General features: G+C 68.3%; 17 protein-coding genes and 1 riboswitch. Of the genes, 11 read left to right on the top strand and 6 right to left on the bottom strand.

All coding sequences use genetic code 11. The features are described 5' to 3' along the window. Positions 1–515: 515 nt before the first annotated feature. From AB4Y44_RS09695 to AB4Y44_RS09670, 6 genes are all read left to right on the top strand, one after another. Positions 516–902 (top strand): hypothetical protein, encoded by a 387-nt coding sequence (locus AB4Y44_RS09695; RefSeq protein WP_342922546.1) that lies wholly within the window; start codon positions 516–518, stop codon positions 900–902. A gap of 253 nt (positions 903–1,155) precedes the next feature. After that, positions 1,156–1,854, top strand: coding sequence for a response regulator transcription factor (locus tag AB4Y44_RS09690; RefSeq protein ID WP_342922547.1), 699 nt, complete (start codon positions 1,156–1,158; stop codon positions 1,852–1,854). After that, a complete protein-coding gene (locus AB4Y44_RS09685) occupies positions 1,851–3,287 on the top strand; it encodes a FecR domain-containing protein (protein ID WP_368699344.1) in 1,437 nt (478 codons plus the stop codon). The genes AB4Y44_RS09690 and AB4Y44_RS09685 overlap by 4 nt, the downstream gene beginning before the upstream one ends. Next, positions 3,284–5,686, top strand: coding sequence for a CHASE2 domain-containing protein (locus AB4Y44_RS09680; RefSeq protein WP_368699343.1), 2,403 nt, complete (start codon positions 3,284–3,286; stop codon positions 5,684–5,686). The genes AB4Y44_RS09685 and AB4Y44_RS09680 overlap by 4 nt, the downstream gene beginning before the upstream one ends. An 82-nt stretch (positions 5,687–5,768) precedes the next feature. Further along, positions 5,769–6,395 carry a DUF4136 domain-containing protein gene (locus tag AB4Y44_RS09675; protein WP_368699342.1) on the top strand — a complete coding sequence of 209 codons (627 nt, stop codon included), beginning with the start codon at positions 5,769–5,771 and terminating at the stop codon, positions 6,393–6,395. 99 nt (positions 6,396–6,494) lie between these two features. Further along, positions 6,495–6,875: a VOC family protein gene (locus tag AB4Y44_RS09670; protein ID WP_342922551.1), complete on the top strand. Its 381-nt coding sequence runs from the start codon at positions 6,495–6,497 to the stop codon at positions 6,873–6,875. A gap of 7 nt (positions 6,876–6,882) precedes the next feature. Here AB4Y44_RS09670 and bluB read toward each other — a convergent pair whose 3' ends face one another. From bluB to AB4Y44_RS09650, 4 genes are read right to left on the bottom strand one after another with little or no spacing between them, the layout of a single operon-like run. Further along, a complete protein-coding gene (gene bluB, locus AB4Y44_RS09665) occupies positions 6,883–7,575 on the bottom strand; it encodes a 5,6-dimethylbenzimidazole synthase (RefSeq protein ID WP_342922552.1) in 693 nt (230 codons plus the stop codon). Beyond that, positions 7,559–8,869: a cobyrinate a,c-diamide synthase gene (locus AB4Y44_RS09660; protein ID WP_368699341.1), complete on the bottom strand. Its 1,311-nt coding sequence runs from the start codon at positions 8,867–8,869 to the stop codon at positions 7,559–7,561. The genes bluB and AB4Y44_RS09660 overlap by 17 nt, the downstream gene beginning before the upstream one ends. Positions 8,870–8,873: 4 nt before the next feature. After that, a complete protein-coding gene (gene cobO / locus AB4Y44_RS09655) occupies positions 8,874–9,476 on the bottom strand; it encodes a cob(I)yrinic acid a,c-diamide adenosyltransferase (protein WP_028205563.1) in 603 nt (200 codons plus the stop codon). Beyond that, positions 9,476–9,967: a cobalamin biosynthesis protein gene (locus AB4Y44_RS09650; RefSeq protein ID WP_368699340.1), complete on the bottom strand. Its 492-nt coding sequence runs from the start codon at positions 9,965–9,967 to the stop codon at positions 9,476–9,478. Before AB4Y44_RS09650 ends, cobO begins: the two co-directional genes overlap by 1 nt. A gap of 142 nt (positions 9,968–10,109) precedes the next feature. Continuing rightward, positions 10,110–10,380, top strand: a riboswitch (cobalamin riboswitch). Between the two features lie 213 nt (positions 10,381–10,593). Here AB4Y44_RS09650 and cobW point away from each other — a divergent pair. From cobW to AB4Y44_RS09630, 4 genes are all read left to right on the top strand, one after another. Further along, a complete protein-coding gene (gene cobW, locus AB4Y44_RS09645) occupies positions 10,594–11,685 on the top strand; it encodes a cobalamin biosynthesis protein CobW (RefSeq protein ID WP_342922555.1) in 1,092 nt (363 codons plus the stop codon). 27 nt (positions 11,686–11,712) lie between these two features. After that, a complete protein-coding gene (cobN, locus tag AB4Y44_RS09640) occupies positions 11,713–15,507 on the top strand; it encodes a cobaltochelatase subunit CobN (protein WP_368699339.1) in 3,795 nt (1,264 codons plus the stop codon). Continuing rightward, positions 15,504–16,538, top strand: a complete 1,035-nt coding sequence (locus AB4Y44_RS09635; protein ID WP_368699338.1) for an ATP-binding protein — start codon at positions 15,504–15,506, stop codon at positions 16,536–16,538. Before cobN ends, AB4Y44_RS09635 begins: the two co-directional genes overlap by 4 nt. A 140-nt stretch (positions 16,539–16,678) precedes the next feature. Continuing rightward, positions 16,679–17,203 carry a VWA domain-containing protein gene (locus AB4Y44_RS09630; protein ID WP_342922558.1) on the top strand — a complete coding sequence of 175 codons (525 nt, stop codon included), beginning with the start codon at positions 16,679–16,681 and terminating at the stop codon, positions 17,201–17,203. 7 nt (positions 17,204–17,210) lie between these two features. Here AB4Y44_RS09630 and AB4Y44_RS09625 read toward each other — a convergent pair whose 3' ends face one another. Continuing rightward, positions 17,211–18,221 carry a flagellar brake protein gene (locus AB4Y44_RS09625; protein ID WP_368699337.1) on the bottom strand — a complete coding sequence of 337 codons (1,011 nt, stop codon included), beginning with the start codon at positions 18,219–18,221 and terminating at the stop codon, positions 17,211–17,213. A 225-nt stretch (positions 18,222–18,446) separates the two neighbouring features. Here AB4Y44_RS09625 and AB4Y44_RS09620 point away from each other — a divergent pair, with 225 nt between their 5' ends. Beyond that, positions 18,447–19,964 carry a diguanylate cyclase gene (locus AB4Y44_RS09620; RefSeq protein WP_368699336.1) on the top strand — a complete coding sequence of 506 codons (1,518 nt, stop codon included), beginning with the start codon at positions 18,447–18,449 and terminating at the stop codon, positions 19,962–19,964. 7 nt (positions 19,965–19,971) lie between these two features. Here AB4Y44_RS09620 and AB4Y44_RS09615 read toward each other — a convergent pair. Beyond that, positions 19,972–20,584: precorrin-3B C(17)-methyltransferase (locus AB4Y44_RS09615; protein ID WP_368699335.1), on the bottom strand; the 613-nt coding region annotated here is incomplete at its 5' end.

Raw genomic sequence — 20,584 nt, 5'->3', positions numbered from 1 at the left:
AAATGCAAGCACGGCCGCGCTCCGCCAGCGCCACGCGAGCTTCGCGCATGCGCCGCTGGCAACGGATTTCTGCTACGGGGGCTGGCTCGCTCGGGACCTGGCGATGCGGTCAGCAAGAGGAAGTCAGAGCGAACCCGAGTTCGCCGGATAACGCTGGGAAAACCAGTGCTTTGAGGTGGACGTGGCGATGGCGGCACGTGCCTCGTCGTGCAGGGAGGCGGCTGCGGCCCGCTGACAGCGTCGGGCGGTGACGCTGGCAGCGGGGCTCGCGCCGCGTACGACGATGACTGCGCTGGCGGTCCGACTCCGGGGGCGGAATCCGGAGACCACGCAGTGCGCAGCACGCGGCCGTCGCCACATTTTTTTCCGCACTCCAGAACGCATTCTTTTTGCCGCTTCGCGCATGGCGAGCGGCTCGACGTTGTTGCGTCCGCGAAAAAACGCCTGGCCGCTTCACTTCCGTTGCTCTGCCTGCTTGTCTTCACGGGGGCTACATGTTTTTCCGATCCGGCCGTATGCGTTTTCCACCGGGCTCGCGCGTGGACAGCCCCGACGGTGGCCGCGAGTTCGACCGCATCGAGCTCGACCTCGCGCGCGACCGTCATGCGCGCGCCGCTATGGAGGCCTACGCGGATTCCTGCGCGGCCGAACTCCCGTGGCTCAGCGAAGCGCTGCACCTTTCGCGTTTCGGCGCGGCCGAGCGCCTGACACAGTGTTCGTCCACAGTGTTGCGCGTGTTTGTCATGGCGCAGTCGCGCGCGGCCTTGCAGCCCGACTACGCGCATGCGGCATGGGAGCACGTGCGCTCCCATCTGACCGCGCTGCTCGCGGAATCGCCTTCAGCCGCGGGCGAGGCGGCCAGGCCCGGTTCGAACGAAGGCAAATTCGACTACCATGAGTGATTAACATGAGAGCGATCTGTTCACCGAAATCGAGCGCGGCCTCGCGCTCCCATTTTTTTCGAGACGCGGCGAGAGTAGCGGCCTTTGCTGCACGGCGGGTTCCGCGTGCCGCCAGGGCCAGGACGGGCGGCCGACGATCCGGCGCCGAAGCGCGCGCCAGAGCCCGCCAGGCGATGGTCCCGGTGGCAGCGCGGTGCGGCAGGGAGGCAGTCCATCGCAGGACGATGAAGAACAAACCTGGTTGCGGGGTGCTATGAGAGTTGCAGTACTGGATGACGATGCAGCGCAGACCGAGTTCGTCTGCCAGGCCTTGAGCGCAGCGGGCCACGTCTGCCACGCGTTCGCCAAGGGCAGCGAGCTCGTCAGGCAGCTTCGGCGGCAGACGTTCGATCTGCTCGTGCTCGACTGGAACGTGCCCGACATGGCGGGCGACGAAGTGCTGCACTGGGTGCGGCAGAGCCTCTCCACGCGCCTGCCGGTGCTCTTCATGACGAGCCGCAGCCGCGAGGCCGACATCGCGCAAATGCTCAACGCCGGCGCCGACGACTATGTCGTCAAGCCCGTCTCCGCGCCGGTGCTGAGCGCCCGCGTCAATTCGCTGCTGCGCCGCGCCTATCAGCTGCACACGCCCGCGTTCAAGGAAACCTTCGGCGAGTACGAGTTCGACCTGAAGTCGCGCCAGGCTTCGGTGAGCGGCCGCAACGTCGCGCTCACGCAGAAGGAGTTCGATCTCGCGCTGCTGCTGTTTCAGCACCTGAGCCGGCCGCTGTCACGCGCGCACATTCTCGACGTGATCTGGAAACAGTCCGACGACATTCCTTCGCGCACGATGGACACGCACGTTTCCATGCTGCGCTCGAAGCTCGGCCTGCGTCCGGAAAACGGCTATCGCCTCACGCCGATCTACGGCTACGGCTACCGGCTCGAACGCATCGAGGGGGACAACGCGTGAGGGGCGCGCGTGCGGTGCGCGCCACCGCGGCGCCGTTCCTTGCCTTCGCGCTCGCGTTCCTTGCCCTTCCCCGCGGCGCCGAGGCCCGCGAGCACTCGCCGGCGCAGCCGCCCGAGATGACCACCTACGTCACGCGCCCGGGCGACTCGCTCTACGACATCGCGACGCGTTACCTGCGCAATCCCGCCGACTGGAAGACGCTCGCGAGCCTCAATCATGTGAGCGAGCCGCATCACCTTCAGCCGGGCACGACGCTGCGCGTGCCGGTCGCGCTGCTGCGCCAGGATGGCCTGAGCGCGAAGGTGGTTGCCGCGAACGGTCCCGTGCAGCATGCGTTCCGCGCCGGTCCGCTCCTGCCGCTCACGGTCGGCGCGAGTCTCGTCGAAGGCGACCGGGTGCAGACCGGCCACAACGGTTTCGCCACCCTCGAACTGGCCGATGGCTCGCATATCGCGCTGCCGCCCGATACCTCGCTCGACCTTGCCACGCTGCGTCAAACGGCGCTCACGGGCGCGACCGACCGCATCGTCGATCTCCATCATGGCGAGGTGAACAGCGAGGTCACGCACGCCACGAAGAAGGACGATCGCTTCCAGATCCGCTCGCCTTCCGTGGTGGCCGGCGTGCGCGGCACGCAGTTTCGCGTGAGCTACGATGGCGACAAGAGCGCGACGGCAGTCGAGGTGCTGGACGGCGCGGTGGGCGTCGACGCCGACTCGCCGGCCCGCCGCCGCAGCGGCGCCCACGCACGGCCGCCGGCACCGGGCACGCCGCTCGCCGCCTCGGAGCAACTCGTCGCCGCGCACCACGGCAACCTCACGCTGGCGGGCCAGCCGGCGGGCGCGCCCGTCACGCTGCTCGACGCACCCGAGCTGCTGCATCCGTCGAAAGTACAGGATGACGAAGAAGTCGCCTTCGAAATCGCGCCGTCGGCGGGTGCGAGCGCCTGGCGCGTGCAGATCGGCCGCGACGCGGGCCTGCTCGACATGATTCGCGACCAGCGCAGCGCCGACCCGCGCGCGTCGTTTGCCAACCTCGAAGACGGCACCTACTTCGTACGCATCTCCGCCATCGACGCCCGCGGTCTCGAAGGCATGCCGGCGTCGTATGCGTTCGAGCGCCGGCGCGTCGCGCTCGGCACGAGCGCCGGTCCCATCGAAGGCTCGCGCGACTTCGCGTTCCGCTGGTTCATCGACCGCAACGCGCCGAACACGCGTTTTCGCTTCGTGCTCGGCACGACGTCCGATCTGCGCGCGCCGCTCATCGACCGTACCGACATCACGGCGGGCGACGCGGTCGTGCGTGATCTGCCGAAGGGCGTCTACTACTGGACGGTGATCGCCGAGCAGTTCGACAACGGCCACTATTACCAGAAGGCCAGCCCGGTCCAGTCGTTCAGGCTCGATGGGGGACGGAGCCGCGCAGGAGCGTGAGGCCGCCCGCGCGCCTTGGCCGCTCCGTCGGGCGACGCTTCCTGTTCGAATGGGTCGGGGTGGGCTGCGCGGGCGTGGTCGTGGTCGTGCTCTGCGTGCTCTGGCGGCTCACGAGCGGCGCCGACCATCTGGTCTATGACCGCCTGCTCTCCGCGCGCGCGCTGCCGGTGTCGCCCGACATCGTGCTCGTGGAGATCGACAATGCGAGCGTCGCCGCGCTCGGACGCTGGCCCTGGCCGCGCGAGCTGCACGCGCGGCTCGTCGATCAGCTCGCGAAAGCGGGCGCGGCGGCCGTCGTCTACGACGTGCTGTTCACCGAATCGTCTCCCGACGACGCGCACTTTGCGCAGGCGCTGCGCGCGCGCCCGTCGTTCCTGCCGATCCTGCTCACGCCCGCCGACGACACCGGCCACCGCGAGGCCGTGCCCCCGGTCGCGCCGCTCGCGCAGGCGGTCGCCGGCATGGGCCATATCAACCTCGAAGTCGATAGCGACGGCATCGTGCGCAGCGTCGCGCTGTTCGAAGGCGACGCGCAGCAGCGCTGGCCGCAACTGATGGTGCCGGTCTGGCGGGCGGTGCGCAGCGGCGCCGTGAAGCTCGCGCACGGCACGCCCGGCGCCGCGCAGCGCGATGATGTGCTGCATGCGGCGGCACCCGGCAGCGAGTCGCGCTTCCTGATTCCGTTCGGCGCGAATTCGCAGGCCTTCCGCAAGGTCTCGTTCGCCGACGTGCTCGATGGCCGCGTGCCGCCCGAGCAGTTGCGCGGGCGCGTGGCGATCGTCGGCGTCACGGCCTCGGGGCTCTACGACCGCTTCGCCACGCCGCTCTCGGGTACGCTCGGGCCGCTGCCCGGCGTGTACATCCACGCCATCGTGCTCGACACGCTGCTCAACGGCGGCGCCATCCAGCCCGTGCCGCCGGTCATGGTCGTGCTTGCCTCGCTCGCGCCGCTCGTGCTGCTGCTGGCGGGCTTCCTCGTGCTCTCGCCGCTGCGCACGCTGCTGCTGCTCGCGTTCCTGATCGCCGTGTCGCTCGGCGCGAGCGCGGGCATGCTGCACGCGCGCCTCTGGCTCCCGCCTGTGCCCGCGATCGTCGCGCTACTCATCGTCTATCCGGTGTGGAGCTGGCGCCGCCTCGAGATGACGATGGCGTATCTGCGCAAGGAACTGCGCCAGCTTGCCGACGAACCCTACCTGCTGCCCGAGGCTCCCACGCCGCGCCGCGAATTCGCCGGCGACGCGCTTGCCCAGCAAATGGCGCTCATGGCGCAGGCCGCGCAGCGGCTGCAGGACATGCGCCGCTTCGTGTGGGACAGCCTCGATTCCGTGCCGGAGCCGATTCTCGTGGCCGATCTGCGCGGTGTCGTGCTGATCGCGAATCATGCTTCGCGTGCGTATCTCGAGCGACTGAACGTGAGCGCCGCGGAAGGGCGCCGGATGCAGGACGTGTTCGGCGACCTCGCGCTCGTCAAGCCGATCGACCCGGCGCCCGACGCGATGGCGTTTGCGCACGCGCACTGGCCCGCGCCGCTCGACCCGGCGCGCGACGAGTTCGCGGAATTGATGGAGCGTGGCGTGGAAGTGCGCGCGCGCGACGGCAGCGACTACCTGCTGCGCTACGCGTGCTGCACCAACGCGCAGGGGCAGGCGGTAGGCTGGATCGCGGGTCTCGTCGACGTGACCGAGCTGCACGACGCCGAACGCCAGCGCGAGGACGCGCTGCGCCTGCTGTCGCACGACATGCGCTCGCCGCAGGCCTCGATCGTCGCGCTCGTCGAGACGGAGCGCGAACGCGGCACGCTCGGCTCGGAGCCCGTGCGCGGCGTGATGGAGCGCATCGAGCGCTACGCGCGCCGCTCGCTCAAGCTCGCCGACGACTTCGTGCAACTCGCGCGCGCCGAATCGCAGGTGTATGCGCTCGAGCCCACGAGCCTCGCGGAGCTGCTGATCGATGCGAGCGACGAAGTGTGGCCGCAGGCGCACGCGAAGCGCATCCAGATCGACACCGTGTTCGAAGGCGAGCAGATGGGCTGGATCAACGCCGACCGCTCGCTCATGACGCGCGCGCTCGTGAACGTGCTGAACAACGCAGTGAAGTACAGTCCTGCGGATACGCGCATCGTCTGCACCGTCGCGCTGGACGACCGCGCACCGCCGCGTGTGCTCTGCTCGATTCGCGATCAGGGCTACGGTATTTCGCAGGAAGATCAGGCGAGGCTGTTCCAGCCGTTCCAGCGCTTTCACGCGGAACAGCGGCCCGAGGTGAGCGGCGCTGGGCTCGGCATGGCGTTCGTGAAAACAGTCGTGACGCGCCACGGCGGCGACGTCCAGCTGGACAGCGAGCCAGGCAAGGGCACCGTCCTGACGATGTCGCTGCCCGCGTTCGACGCGCCGGTTTGAGCCGCGCCGGACCGTTGCGGCGGCACATGCATAACCCGAATGCCGCTGGTCTCATGCCAGCGGCCACCCGATGGAGTGTTTCGTGAAGACCTTGCTGTCGATCTGTCTCCTGCCGATGCTCGTCGCCCTCGCCGGATGCGCGGGCGTGACGACCGACGTCGCGGCCACGGGCGCGCTGCCCGCTGCGGCGGCGACCAGCCAGCCCGCGCTTTACCGTTTTGCGCCGACCCCCGCCCAGGCCGATGCGGGCGAGATCCTCCCGTACCAGGCGTTGCTGAGCGACGGCCTCGCGCAGCGCGGCTTCAAGGCAGGCGCGCCCGAGGCGGCGCGCTATCTCGTCTCGGTGGCGTGGGACACGCATCCCGCCGAGGTGAAACTCGTGGATAGCCGTTGCGGCGCCGGCTGCGCGCCGGCCGAGGGGCCGTCGTTGCCGTGGTTCGGGCGGCCCTACGTGCATACGCTGACGCTGCGTTTCTTCGCGTTGCCCGACGGCGGCGAAGTCTACAAGGTGAGCGCCGTGAAGCGCGACCGCAACGCCGACGCACGCGAGGCCGTGCCGTATCTCGTGGCGGGCGCACTGGCGCGGCTGCCGTACGCGGGCGCGCCGCGATGGCGCGTCAAGCTGAAGGCTCCGGCCAGCGCCGGCACGGCGGAGCAGGCGCCGGGCATGCCGGAAGTGCTCTCCGTCTCACCCGTCAATCCGCAGTAGTTCAGGGCAACTTTTCCCAGGCCGCGCCGAGTGCGAAGGCGCTATGCTGGCTCCAGAATCTGGCGCAACGGTTGCGCGCAGACATCACGGGAGTCGCTCATGTTCGATCACATTGGATTGCGCGTGCAGGATCTCGCGCGCAGCGTGCGGTTTTACGAGGCGCTGCTCGCGCCGCTAGGCGTCGTGGTGTGCATGCGCGACGACACCTACGTGGGGCTCGGTCAGCCGGGCGAGCCCAAACTCTGGCTGCACGCCATATCCGCCGATGCCACGCTGGCGCCGCGCGGCGTGCACGTGGCATTCGCGGCGGCGAACCGCGCGGCGGTCGTTGGTTTCTATGAAGCGGGCCTGCGCGCAGGCGCGAAAGACAATGGCGAGCCCGGCGTGCGTGCCGATTACAGCCCCGACTATTACGCAGCATTCCTGATCGATCCCGACGGCAACAACGTCGAGGCCGTCTGCTACGCGCGCGAGGCGTGAGCGGGCGTCAGGCGCCCGGCGTTGCGTTCGGTGCCGCTTCGGCCACGCTGGCCGGCTCGTCCTGCGGCCAGCGGTTTTCGAACACGCATTCGCCAAGCGGCTTGCGTGCGGCCCATTTTTCCATTTCGAGCATCGGCTGCGGGTAGAACGCGTCGACCTGACCCACGCACAGTATCGCCACCGGCTTGGCGCCGGGGGGCATGGCGAGCAGGGCGCGTACCTCGTCGACGTCGAAGATCGACACCCAGCCCATGCCGAGCCCTTCGGCGCGCGCCGCGAGCCACATATTCTGGATCGCGCACGCCACGGAAGCGAGGTCCATCTCGGGCAGCGTGCGGCGGCCGAAGACGTGGGCTTCTCGGCGATCCATCAGCGCGACCACGAGCACCTCGGCGCAATCGCGCATGCCCTCCACCTTGAGCTTCATGAACTCGTCGCGCCGTTTGCCCAGCGCATCGGCGGTCGCGATGCGTTCGCGCTCGACCGTCGCATGCAGTTGTTCGCGCAACGCATGGTCCGTGATGCGCATGATGCGCCACGGCTGCATGAAGCCCACGCTCGGCGCGTGATGCGCGGCGTCGAGCAGTCGCGCGAGCGTCGCGGGGTCGATCGGGCCCGGTGCGAAGTGCCGCATGTCGCGGCGCTCGTAAATCGCGCGGTAGACCGCCGCGCGTTCGGCTTCGTCAAAGGGCTGTGCCATGGAAGAGTGCGGCCGCGAAAGCCGGGTTGGAGGGCCAGTAAGCGTGCATATAGGTGGCCGTGATCGAGCCGTGCCGGTACAGCGCCTCGCCGGGCGCGCCAGTTTGAGCGTGGCGTGCCGTGAGCGCGGGCGCGAGCGGTGTGGAAACACGCGAATAGTGAAACGTGTGGCCGCGTAGCTCGCCATGCGCGCCGTCGAACTGCTGCATGCCGAGCGCCGCGAAGCGCTTTTGCACGACCGCCTCGCCCGGCAGCAGGCCGAGCATCGGCGTGCGCGTGCCCTCTACGTCGGTCAACGCATCGAGCAGATAGAGCATGCCGCCGCATTCGGCGACGAGCGGTTTGCCTGCGGACACATGCGCGCGCAACGAATTCGCGCTCCGCGTATTGGGCGCGAGCGTCGAAGCATGTAGCTCGGGATAGCCGCCCGGCAGAAAGACCGCATCGGCGCCGGCGGGCGCGGGCTCGTTCGCGAGCGGCGAGAAGTAACTCACGCTCGCACCCAGCGATTCGAGCAACGCAATGTTCGCCGGATAGAGAAACGAGAACGCGGCGTCGCGCGCAATGGCGATATGACGGCCTTCGAGCCGCCGCGTAATCGCTTCGTCATGCGAAGGATCGGCGAATGCCACTGCCGGCGGCAATTCGGCGAGCGCAGTTTGCGCGAGCGCGTCGGCGGCGCGTTCGATGCGCGCGTCGAGGTCGTCGATCTCCGCGGCCTGATGCAGGCCGAGATGACGATCGGGCAGCGCCATCGTCGCTTCGCTCGCGACGTGCCCGAGCCAGCGCACGTCGGCGGGCAACGCCTCCTGCAGCATCTGGGCGTGGCGCGGCGAGCCCACCCGGTTCGCCAGCACGCCATGAAACGGCACCTCCGGCCGAAAGCGCGCGAGACCGAACGCGATCGCGCCAAAGGTCTGCGCCATCGACTTCGCGCTGACGATGGCGGCCACCGGCACGCCAAACTCAGCCGCGAGATCGGCGCTGCTCGGCGTGCCGTCGAACAGGCCCATCACGCCTTCGATGAGGATCAGGTCGGCTTCGCGCGCGGCCTGCGCGAGCAGGGCGCGGCACGCCACTTTGCCCACCATCCACAGGTCCAGCGAGAGCACCGGCGCGCCGCTCGCGCGGGCGAGGATCATCGGATCGAGAAAATCCGGCCCGGTCTTGAAGACGCGCACGCGCCGGCCCGCGCGCCGGTGCAGTCGCGCGAGGCCGGCCGTGAGCGTGGTCTTGCCCTGGCCCGAAGCGGGCGCGCTGATGAAGAGCGCGGGGCAGGCAACCGTTGCGCTCATGCGCTCAGAACTCCACGCCCTTTTGCGCTTTCACGCCTTGCTCGCGATACGGATGCTTCACGAGGCGCATTTCCGTGACGAGGTCGGCGGCTTCGATCAGCGCGTCGGGCGCATGGCGGCCCGTCACGACCACATGCACGTGCGGCGCGCGCGACGCGATCACGCCGAGCACTTCGTCGAGCGGCAGGTACTCGTATTTGAGCACCGTGTTGAGTTCGTCGAGGATCACCATGGCGTACTCGCCGCTCTCGATCATGCGCTTCGCTTCGTCCCAGCCCTTGCGCGCGGTGGCGATGTCGCCGTCGCGATTCTGCGTGTTCCAGGTGTAGCCGTCGCCCATCGTCACGAAATCGCAGTGCGCAACGCTGCCGAGAAAATCGCGTTCGGCTGTGTGCAGCGCGCCCTTGATGAACTGCACGACGCCGAGCTTCATGCCGTGGCCGAGCATGCGCACCGCCATGCCGAATGCGGCCGTGCTCTTGCCCTTGCCGTTGCCGGTGTTGACGATCAACAGGCCCTTTTCGTGCGTCGCGGCGGCCTGCTTCTTCTCGTGGCCCTCGCGGCGGCGCTGCGTCATGCGTTGGTGAGATTCGGGATCGGTTTTCATCATCGGGAGTGGGTTGGTTGCGGCGTTTTCGCGTTCGCGTTTTCGTGATCTTGCAGAATGCCTGCGATTGCGACCGTCACGCCGTCGAGCGCCAGCTTGCCGCGCACGAGCGGAGCGCCGCCCGCCGCGAGACGCGCGCAGGGCTCGCATACGCCGTCCACGCCGAACTGCGCTTGCGCGGCGGTGGAGGGCGGCGCCTGCGTCGGCGTCGCGGCGAGTTGCTCCCTCGTGTACGTCTGCAGCGGCAGCGCGTGTGCCGCGCAAAACGCTTGCAAGGCGGGTTCGCCGGCTTTGGCGTCGAGCGTCGCCACGGCCGTTACGCTGTCGAGCGGCCACGCGCCGAGCGCGGCGCGCACCGCGGCTTCGACCTGCGCGAGCGTCACGCCGCGCCGGCAGCCGATGCCGAGCGCAAGCGGCTGCACGCGCTGCGCGGGTTCCGGCGTGGCTTCGAATGAGACTGCGCGCGAGGCGCGATGTTCGGCAGGATTCACGGCGAGAGCGTCGATCGAAGGCGTGACCGCAGAGGCAAAACAAGCAAAAGCGTCGCGTTCCAGCAGGCGCCGGATGCGCGCTACGATAGCACACGCTTTTGCGGCTTCCCACGCCTTCCTTGACGCGCAGGCCCCCCGCGCCTACACTCGCACGCACTCTGGTGCTCGCGCGCGCGATTCATAATGCACGCGCAGTTAAACGGGAATCAGGGAGCCATCCCGCCTCGGGCATGGCCAACCTGAACTGCACCCGCAACGGTACAACGAGCGCGGCGTTCGTACGAATGCCGCAAACCGCTTCCATGCTTTATGCAGTCCACGCCACTGTGCAAGCCGGCCGCAAGGCCGCTCGCGCGGGAAGGCGAAGCGGTGTTTCGTCAGTCCGGATACCGGCCAGATACGTGGGATTCGCGCTGCGGGGATGCGGTGCCGGGTCCGTGACTTTCATGCGTCAGCCGGGCGAGGCCCGGGTGCGTTTCTGGCCGTTCGTCCCCTGCAGGTTGTTGAATCGTTGCGCGTGACAGCGTCTCCATGGATACGCGCGTGGGCGCAACAGGACACCCGCACGAACGGCAGGCGCGACGCACCATGCCCCTCGATACGGCCTGGCGCCGAAGGAGCACTTCATGCAAATGCGCAAGATTCCGGTGACGATCGTGACGGGCTTTCTCGGCAGCGGTAAAACCACGCTGCTGCGTCACATTCTTCAGCACGCGGGCGGCCTGCGCGTCGCGGTCATCGTCAACGAATTCGGCGAACTCGGTATCGACGGCGAAATTCTGCGTGGCTGCGGTATCGGCTGCGACGAGAACGGCAACGAAACGGAAGGCCAGCTCTACGAACTCGCGAACGGCTGCCTTTGCTGCACGGTGCAGGAAGAATTTTTCCCCGTGATGGAGAAACTGCTCGAACGCCGCAGCGACGTCGACCACGTGCTGATCGAAACCTCGGGACTCGCGCTGCCCAAGCCGCTCGTGCAGGCGTTCAACTGGCCGTCGATCCGCAACGCGTTCACGGTCGATGCGGTCGTGACCGTGGTGGACGGCCCCGCCGCCGCGAGCGGCCAGTTCGCCGAAAATCCGCAGGCCGTGGACGCGCAGCGCCGCGCCGATCCGAATCTCGATCACGAGTCGCCGCTGCACGAGCTGTTCGAAGACCAGCTTTCGGCCGCCGACCTCGTCATCCTCAACAAGACCGATCTGCTGGACGTTGCGGGCCAGGACGCGCTCATCGCCGAACTGCGCGAAGAGCTGCCGTCGCAGGTGAAGATCGTGCGCGCGCAGCACGGCAAGCTCGATCTGCATACGCTGCTCGGGCTCGAGGCGGCCTCCGAGGAGAGCATTCATCTGCGTCAAGACCATCATGGTTCCGCTGACGATCCCGATCATCACCATGACGAGTTCGATTCGGTCGTGGTGTCAGGCAATGCCGCATCGCGCGAGACCGCGATCGAGGCGCTGCAACAACTCGTCGATGCGCATACGATCTATCGCGTGAAGGGCTTTGCCGCGTTGCCCGGCGCGGCCATGCGCCTCGTGATCCAAGGCGTGGGCCGCCGCTTCGACAGCTATTTCGATCGCCGCTGGAACGCGCAGGAAAGCGCGGCGCAGCCGCTTGCGAGCCGCTTCGTGCTGATCGGCGAGGACCTCGATGGCGCGACGCTGCAAGCGGCCTTCGATACCGCGTTGGCGAACGTGCAGACCGCGGTCGCGAAGTGATCGCGCCGAGCTAGACGAGGCAGTCCCATGCATTTGCTGCGCACTACGCCAGGCGGTTTCGTCGACGACACGCAGGGCGTTGTCCGGATCGACCAGCAGCCCGCCGAGATCGTCGTGCTCAGTTCGGCGGACACGACGCTCGCGCTGCTGGCGAGCGTCGTGCCGCGCCTGCCCGCAGGTTTCCCGAGCGTGCGGCTCGCGAACGTCACGTATTTGCGCCAGCCCGCGTCGGTGGACTTCTACGTCGAAGACGTCTTGCAACACGCGCGCGTGGTGGTGGTCGATCATCTGGGCGGCGAAACGTACTGGCCATATGGCATCGAGCAGGTCGTCTCGCTAGCCGGGCGCCGCGGGCAACTGCTCGCGATGTTTTCGGGCGACTTGCAGGAAGACCCCAATCTCATCGCGAAGAGCCGCGCTGAGCCCGAGTTTTGCCGCTTGCTGTGGCGTTATCTGCGCGAAGGCGGCGCGGCCAACGCCGAATCGTTCCTGCGTGCGCTCGCGTGGCGCGCATTCGACTGGGGCAGCGAGCCTGCGCCACCCGTTGCGCTGCCCGCCGCTGCGCTCTATTGCCCGCAGCGCGACGTCGCGACCATCGACGAATGGCGCGCGCGCTGGCAACCTGGCGCGCCGGTTGTCGCGCTGCTGTTTTACAAGGCGCATCTGCAGGCGGCGAACACCGCCGCTTTCGATGCCCTCATCGACGCGCTGCTGGCGCGCGGCATGAACCCGCTGCCGCTTGCGATCACCTCGCTCAAGGACACCTTGAGCCGCGACGTGCTCGATCAACTGGCGGCCGAGCACGACGTCTCGCTCGTGCTGAATACCACAGCATTCGCGGCTTCGTCGCTCGACGACCCCGAACCGATCGCGCTCGCCGGCGACGCGCCTGTGCTCCAGGTGATCCTGAGCGGCGGCAATCGCGAAGACTGGGTCAAGGACAATCACGGCCTGAATTCGCGCGATATCGCCATGCATATCGCGCTGCCCGAAGTGGACGGCCGCGTGATTACGCGTGCGATCAGCTTCAAGGGCCTCGCATACCACTGCAAGGAGACGCAGGTCGATGTCGTGCGATATCAGCCCGATGTCGAACGCGTGGCGTTCGTCGCCGAACTGGCGCGCCGGTGGTGCCGTTTGCGCAGCCTGCCGAACGCGGAGAAGAAGCTCGCGCTCGTGCTCGCGAACTATCCGATGAGCGAAGGGCGCATTGGCAATGGCGTGGGGCTCGACACGCCGGCCTCGGTGGTCGGCATCCTGCGCATGCTGCGTGACGAAGGCTATCGCGTGGCCGATCTGCCCGAAGACGGCGATGCGCTCATGCGCATCCTCACGCAGGGCGTGACGAACGATGCGGACACGCGCGCGCTGCGCCCCGCATGGCAGAGTCTTTCCCTCGATGATTACCGCGCGCGCTTCTCGCAGTTGCCCGCCGAGGCGCAAAACGCGCTGATCGCGCGCTGGGGCGTGCCGGAGGACGACCCCACCGTGCGCCGCGGCCGCTTCATGATTGCGGGCTGGCGCTGTGGGCAGGTGTTCGTGGGCATTCAGCCGTCGCGCTCGCGCGGCGACGACACCTACGCGAACTACCACGACGCCGAACTCGTGCCGCCGCACGCGTATCTCGCGTTTTACTTCTGGCTGCGCGAGGCGTTCGGCATCGACGCCATCGCGCACGTGGGCAAGCACGGTAACCTCGAGTGGCTGCCGGGCAAGAGCGTGGCGCTCGCCGACACCTGCTGGCCCGACATGGCGCTCGGGCCGCTGCCGCATCTGTATCCGTTCATCGTCAACGATCCGGGCGAGGGCAGCCAGGCCAAGCGCCGCGCCCAGGCTGTGATCATCGACCACCTGATGCCACCGCTCACGCGTGCCGAAAACTACGGGCCGATGCAAGACCTCGAACGTCAGGTCGATGAGTATTACGAAGCTTTGATGGTGGACCCCCGCCGCGCGAAGCTGCTGCGCAAGACCATCCTCGCGACCATCATCGAGCATCGGCTGCACGAGGAGTTGAGCATTTCCGCGCCGCAGGATCAGGCCGGGGAAGACGAATTGCTCACGCGCGCCGACGCTTACCTCTGCGAGTTGAAGGAAGCGCAGATTCGCGACGGCCTGCATACGTTCGGCGAATCGCCGCAAGGCCAGCAGCGGCGGGACACGCTGCTCGCGCTCGGGCGCTACGCATGCGGCGACGGGCAGGGCGCGAACACGGGCCTGATCGACGCGCTTGCGCGCGACCTGCGTATCGATCACCTCGTCGATCCGGCCACGGTCGATTGGGCTGCGCCGTGGCAGGGCCCGCGTCCGCCGCAACTCGCTGTGGTGAGCGATACGCCATGGCGTCATGCGGGCGACACGCGCGAACGCCTCGAAATGCTCGCGGCCACGCTGATCGAAGACATTTGCTCAGGCCAACGAAGCGATGCGGAGCCTGCATCGCTGCCGCACGCGGCTCAGGTGCTCGCGCGCCTGCGCGACGACGTGCTGCCGCGCCTTGACGCCTGCGGCCCCGAAGAGTTGCGCCAGCTGCGCCGTGGCTTCGAAGGCCGCTTCGTGCCGCCGGGCCCGAGCGGTTCGCCCTCGCGAGGCCGCCCCGACGTGCTGCCCACGGGCCGCAACTTCTACTCCGTCGATACGCGCGCCATCCCGACGCAAGCGGCGTGGGCGCTCGGCATGAAATCGGCGCATCAACTCATCGAGCGTCATCTGCAAGAGCACGGCGACTACCCGCGCGCCGTTGGGCTTTCGGTCTGGGGCACGGCGACGATGCGCACTGGCGGCGACGACATAGCCCAGGCGTTCGCGCTGATCGGCGTGCGGCCGAAGTGGGCTGCCGGCAGCCAGCGTGTGACCGACTTCGAAATCATGCCGGTCGAGGCGCTGGACCGGCCGCGCATCGACGTGACGCTGCGCGTATCGGGCTTCTTCCGCGACGCGTTTCCCAACGTCATGCATCTGTTCGACGCCGCCGTGCAGGCGGTGTCCGATCTCGAAGAGCCGGAGCACCAGAACCCGCTGCGCGCACGCGTGCTGCGCGAGCGCGATGCGCTGGTCGCGAACGGCATGGCCGCCGACGAGGCGCGCCGCCGCGCGGGCTGGCGCGTGTTCGGCGCGCGCCCCGGCGCGTACGGCGCGGGCTTGCAGTCGATGATCGACCATCGCCAGTGGCAGACCGACGCCGATCTCGCGAACGCGTACCGGGCGTGGGGTGGCTACGCCTACGCGCAAAAGAGCGCGGGCGACGAGGCGAGCGAGGCGTTCCGCGCGCGTCTCGCGACGCTCGACGTGGTCCTGCAGAACCAGGACAACCGCGAACACGACCTGCTCGACTCGAACGACTATTACCAGTTCCAGGGCGGCATGGCCGCGGCGGCGCGGCATTTTTCGCAGGCCCAGCCCGCGCTCTATCACGCGGACCACAGCAACCCCGCTGCGCCGCGCATTCGTCCGCTGCACGAAGAGATTGCGCGCGTGATCCGCTCGCGTGTGGTGAACCCGAAGTGGATCGACGGCGTGAAGCGTCACGGCTACAAGGGCGCGGCGGAAATGGCGGCGACCGTGGATTACCTGTTCGGCTATGACGCGACCGCGCGCGTAGTGGGAGATCATCAGTACGCGCTCGTCGCGAACGCCTACGTGCACGACGACGACACGCGCGAATTCATGCAGCGCCACAATCCGCATGCGCTGCATGCCGTGTGCGAGCGCCTGCTCGAAGCGATCCAGCGCGGTCTCTGGCAGGAGCCGGGCGAGCATCGCGCACAACTCGAACACCGTCTGCTCGAAGCCGGGCAGCATCTGGAAGGATCAGGACCATGAGCGCAGCGGCTACGCGTCCCGCGTTTCCCTTTACCGCGCTGGTCGGCCAGGCGCCGTTGCAGCGCGCACTGCTGCTCGCGGCCATCGACCCCGCGATCGGCGGCGTGCTGGTGAGCGGGCCGCGCGGCACCGCGAAATCCACGGCCGCGCGGGCGCTCGCGGCCCTCCTGCCGGAAGGCGCGTTCGTCACGCTGCCGCTCGGCGCGAGCGAGGACAAGCTGATCGGCACGCTCGACCTCGAAGCGGCGTTGCGTGAGAGCGCGGTGCGCTTCGCGCCGGGGCTGCTCTCGCGCGCGCATGGCGGAGTGCTCTACGTGGACGAAGTGAACCTGCTGCCCGATGCGCTCGTCGACGTGCTGCTCGACGCGGCAGCGAGCGGCGTGAACACCGTGGAGCGCGATGGCGTGTCGCACACGCACGACGCGCACTTCGTGCTGGTCGGCACGATGAATCCCGAAGAGGGCGAGTTGCGTCCGCAATTGCTCGATCGCTTCGGCTTGATGGTCGAACTCGGCACGCCTTATGACGCCGCGGAGCGGCAACGCATCGTCAAGGCGCGTCTCGCGTTCGACGCCGATCCGCAGGCGTTCTGTGCGGCGCGCGAGACCGAACAGCGCGCGCTCGCGCAGCGTCTCGCGGCGGCCCGCGCTGCGCTCGGCAAGCTCGACTGGAGCGACGCCGTCCACGAGCGGGCGGCGCAGCGTTGTATCGAGGCTGCCGTTGACGGCTTGCGCGCCGATCTCGTGATGCTGCGTGCGGCGCGCGCGCTCGCCGCGTTCGAAAGGGCGCAGGCGGTGAGCCCGCAGCACGTCGATGAGGTTGCCGATTGCGTGCTCGCGCATCGTCGGCACGCCATGCCGCAGCGTTCCGATGCGCCGTCTTCCCCCGAGACGCAGCCGCCCTCCGCCTCCAGGCACGAAGATAAGCACACCGAATCATCATCGTATGCCGATTGGGGCGAGATGCCGCCCGAGCCCGTCGCGGCGAAGGCCGTGAAGGGCGTGATCCCGCTAACCGCAAAAAAACGCTGACCCGTCGGGCACAGGCCGCCGCCTTCGCACAGGGCGGCGCTCGACGGCGAGAAGGCCCGGGGCGCGGTCCCGCGCAAGTCGCGAAGCGCGGCGAGCGCATCGCCTGGCCGCCCACGCTCGCGGCCAAGCGCGCCGGGTCGTTGCAGGCGCAACATTTCCACTACGCCAGACGCAAGACGGGTTCCGGCGCGCTCCATTGCTTCGTGCTGGACTGCTCGGCCTCGATGCTCGCGCGCGGCCAGCTCGCGCTCGCCAAGGGATTGCTGATCGCGCTGTTCGACCGGGCCCGCGCCGAGCGTGTGGAAGTGGCGCTGATTGCCTTCGGCGGTGCCGGGGCCGAGCTGAGGTTCGGGCCCGCGGTGCCGCGCTGGTGGAACGAGCGCTGGATCGAGCCAATCGGCGGGGGCGGCGGCACGCCGCTCGAAGCGGGCATCGGCCGCGCGGCACTGGTGCTCGACACTGCCGCGCGCCGCGATCCGGCGCGCACCCGCCATCTCTGGCTGTTCAGCGACGGCCGCACGACGCAGTGGCCCGCGCGGCCACGCCACGCCGACCACGTCACAGTGATCGATTGCGAACTTGGCGCGCTGCGCGTGGGGCGCTGCGAGGCGCTCGCGCAGGCATGGGCCGGCGAGTGCCTGGACGCTCAGGCGCTGCTCGCCTGAACGCGCGTTATCGCATGCTGCCGGTCCAGTACAGCACGTCGTCCTGACGATCGAATACGTAGACTTTCATCGCCATCTGCTCGGCGGGCGTGAGGCGGTCGAGTTCGAGGCCGAGTGTCGCGTGTGCGGGGTCGCCCGATTCCGCCTGCACGTTACGGATGATCGCGCAGGTTTCGATCGTCGTTGCGTTGTCGCCCGAGCGCAGCTGAAAGGCCACGCGCAGCCGCTCGCCAACCTTGCCGAGCGCCCACGCGGCGCTCACCGAAAGCCCGAGCGCGCTGATCCCGCGCGCGAGCGCCACGCCGTCATAACCCGCGCCTTCCTCGCCGATGCCGTAGCGCACGGGAAATTGCGCGCGCACCCGAATCGAGCGGCGTTCGCGCAGGCGGCGGATGTTGGCGGGCTTCGAAAGCACGAGGTAGTCGAGCGGCGACTGGCTGAACGCATGCACGGTGCATACGAAGCGATAGACGGCCTGGCTCGCAATCGCGACGATCTCCACGTTTTCGCCCGGCGTGATGGCGATGGGGCGGCCATCGACATAGGGCGTCGTCACGAAGAGCGCCTCGTTGGGCGCGAAACCGATCAGGCGGCACGGGTGCATCGGCGCGCCGCTCGCGCCCATCTGCGGACGCAGGCCCATCAGCGCGCCGATGGTCAGGTGCATGTCGCGCGCGGTGGCGGCGGTATCGCCGGTGCTGGGCGCATTCGTGGCCGTCGCGCTCTCCGGTGCAGCCTCGATCCGTTCCTTGTCGCCGCGATGCGGCGCGAAATGCTGGAACAGAAAGTCGCGTTCCGCTTCGCCCATCAGCACCGAGCCGGCGTCGAGCAGCATGGCGCCGTCGCGATCGACGACAGGCCAGGCGAGCGGCTCGCCGACCGGCAGGGCTTGCGGCGTGAGCGGGGCGGCTTCGGTTGCAGCTTCGGTTGCGGCGTCGGTGGCTTCGGCTTGATCTTCAGTGGTCGGGTTGGTCATCGGCGCAGGGTGGACGGTGAGCGGTTCGCGTTGCGAATGCACTTCGCGGGTTCATCTGGTTTACGGCGCCGGGGCAGGGAAATTGAGTGTGTGCCACGCTTCGAAGGCGGTTTCGCGAGCCGCAGTATGATGGCGCCTGAATGCAATCTGTAATCGGCCGGCAAACAGTTCAAGCGGGATCAACGAAGCGAGCGGAGCAAGAGGAAACGCCTCATGAAGCTCTGGACACGATGTTTGCGAATCCTCCGCCAATGGAATCGGGCGCTCATGCAGTGGGTGGGGAGCCATCCGTTCATAGTCGGCACGATGGGCTCGCTGGTCGGCGCGGCCGTCGTCGCCATCGTGCTGTTGGGGCTGATGCAGCAGCGCACCCAGGCCATCGTCAGCACGCAGCACAATTCGGGCGCGCTCGTTGCGCTGATGTCGAACGACCTCGAGGCCAATTTCAGCATCTGCGACCTGTTGCTGCTCGACGCCGCCGAGAGCGCGCGCGACCGCCGCACGCAAAGCCTGCCGCCGGACCTCCGCCGCAAGCTGCTGTTCGGCCGCGTGGCGACCGGCGCGTATCTCGACGACGCGTTCTATGCCGACGCGAGCGGCCATATCGTCGAATCGCGCGACGGCCGAGCGTATCCCGGCGTCAATCTCGCGGATCGGGACTATTTCACGGCGCAGCACGAGCGCTCGGTCGGCATGTATATTTCGGACCCGATTCGCTCGCGCACGCGCGAAGGCCAATATTCGATCGCGCTGTCGCGCCGCGTGAACGAGTACGACGGCTCGTTCGGCGGCGTCGTGCTGCTCACGATGCGTCTTGCGTATTTTCAGCAACTGTTCGACCGGCTCGACATCGACCCGAAGGGCAGCGCGTTCATCATGCTCAGCGACGGGACCTTGCTCGCGCACCATCCCTATTCGGACTACGAAGTGGGCGCGCAAATCGGCGAGCTGGAATACATCCAGCCGATGCTGAAAACCAGTGCCGGCTCGTTCATCGCCGTGGGCGAGGCGGACGAGGTCGAGCGCGTTTACACGTACAAGCGCGTTCCGCACACGACGCTCATCGCGGTGGTCGCGCCTTCCGTGGACGGTGCACTCGACGCATGGCACCATCGGCTGCGGATCTATGCGCCGATGGCGTTGATCTTCGGCGCGCTGATCGCGGCTTCGTCGTGGCTGCTCGCATTTTCGATGCGCACGCGGCTCGCCACGCAAAAGGAATTCGAACGTCTCGCGGTCACCGACGCGCTCACGGGCCTCTTCAACCGGCGCGCACTCGACTTGCGCATCGAATCCGAATGGCAGCATGCGAGACGCGCGGGCGAGCCGCTCTCGGTGCTCTTCATCGACATCGACAAGTTCAAGCTCTTCAACGACTTCTACGGACACGCCGAGGGCGATAAAGTGCTTGCCGCCGTGGCCCGCGCGATACGCGAGGCCTGCCGCCGCGCAACGGACATGGTGGCGCGCTACGGCGGCGAGGAGTTCGCCGCGGTCCTGCCGGCCACGCCGGCCGACGGCGCCGTGAAAATCGCGGAAGCGGTGCGCCAGCAGGTGGCGGCGCTGGGCATCGCGCACGAGCACAGCGAATACGGCACGCTGACTGTGAGCATTGGCTGTGCCACCTGTGTGCCGCACAAGAGCGATGGCGCGCAGGCGCTGCTGCGCGCCGCCGACGCGGAGCTTTACGCCGCGAAGCAGGCGGGGCGCAATCAGGTAAAAGCGCGCGAGTTCGAGGGCGCGCCACCCGACCCGCGCGACTCGCTGCCTACCTTGAAGGCATGAGCGCCTGTCAGGCGTCCTCGCGATACCAGCGCGGCGTGTAAATCCACTCGCTGCCGTCATCGCGAGCGAACCCGCGCGTGGCCGACGACCCGACGATCACCATCGTGCGCATATCGACGTCCGCCGAACGCAGTTCGCCGAGGGTCGTCGCGCGCAGCGTCTCGCCGGGGCGGCCCACGTCGCGGCCCAGCACCACGCGCGTGTGCGGCGCGCGCACGCTGCGCACGATGTCCAGCGCTCGCTCGAGCTGCCAGGGCCGCGCGCGCGAGATGGGGTTGTAGAACGCCATCACGAGATCGGCCTGCGCCGCATGCAGCAGGCGCTTTTCGATCACCGTCCACGGCTTCAGGTTGTCGGAAAGCGACAGCATGCAGAAGTCGTGGCCGAGCGGCGCGCCGACTTGCGCCGCCGTGGCGAGCGCCGCGGAAACGCCTGGTACGATCGCCAGCTCGACGGCATGCCAGCCGGCGTCATCCGAGCCTTCGAGCGCTTCGAGCACGGCGGCCGCCATGGCGAACACACCGGGGTCGCCCGACGAGACCACGGCCACGCGCCGGCCCTCGCTCGCCATCTCGAACGCGTGGCGGGCGCGCTGCAGTTCTTCGCGGTTGTCGGTGGCG

The sequence above is a fragment of the Paraburkholderia sp. BR10937 genome (assembly GCF_040965695.1).
GTDB lineage: Bacteria > Pseudomonadota > Gammaproteobacteria > Burkholderiales > Burkholderiaceae > Paraburkholderia.
The sequence above is the reverse complement of the archived record's forward strand: the minus strand, read 5'-3'. Positions and strand labels throughout refer to the sequence as shown.